This window comes from Rhizobium fabae (assembly GCF_003985135.1).
In the GTDB taxonomy this organism is placed as follows: domain Bacteria; phylum Pseudomonadota; class Alphaproteobacteria; order Rhizobiales; family Rhizobiaceae; genus Rhizobium; species Rhizobium pisi.
The window spans coordinates 1-692 of record NZ_ML133683.1; the positions used below are offsets into that span (position 1 = coordinate 1).

1 protein-coding gene and 1 pseudogene are annotated in these 692 nt (G+C 60.0%); both read right to left on the minus strand.

Annotation, left to right across the window (positions count from 1 at the left end):
• A pseudogene (locus EFB14_RS32745) lies at positions 1 to 80 on the minus strand (FixH family protein); the annotation flags it as partial.
• The coding region (locus EFB14_RS32750; RefSeq protein ID WP_281015483.1) for a FixG Ig-like domain-containing protein at positions 77 to 692 on the minus strand (616 nt) is incomplete at its 5' end. The pseudogene EFB14_RS32745 and the gene EFB14_RS32750, both read right to left, overlap by 4 nt.

A 692-nucleotide genomic window follows, 5' to 3' on the forward strand; every position in this document is an offset into this window, starting at 1 on the left:
ACCGCGATCACCACGGCAAAGAATGCCGAGGTCGCGAGCAGCATGTGCAGGCCTGTAAAACCTTGAGCGGAGGCTCTCATTTGATGTCTCCCGGTGCGTTGAACGCCGCACGGTAGGTTGCCCGGTCGGCATGGTCCGTATCTTCGAGAACGAACAGAAACTCATTGATTGCGGCCCCGGTGGGCTTGCGTGTCACGAAGACCTTGAGCGTCGTGGCCGCGTCGGGTTCGGCATGGACTGTAAAGCTGCGAGCGTCTTCCTTGCCGAACTCGGGAATACGCATCGTCGCCCCCTCCAGCCCGACAAGGCTTATGTTCACGTCACGCGGCGTCGGCACCATATTCAGGATACGAAGCGTGTAGCCATTCCGGAGAGAGCCGTCGCTTTCCAGAACATATTGGGGGTTTCGGTCGTGAACGACGTTGAGTTCGAGGCGCTCGCGAAAGGCGAGGTGGACGAGCATGGCCACGCCGACCGACCCCCAGGCGACCGCGTAAAAGACGATTCTCGGACGAAAGACGATACGCCAGTTGAAGTGCCGGATCGCCGGGACGAAGCTTCCGTCCTCGTTTCGAACTCTGGATGGCTGGACGGCCGTTCGCCCTTCGTCCGTGGCAAGCGACATGTTGCTCGAGTACTCGCTCAGCGTGGCATAGGCGATCAGGCCACGAAGCTTTCCGAGCTTGTCCATA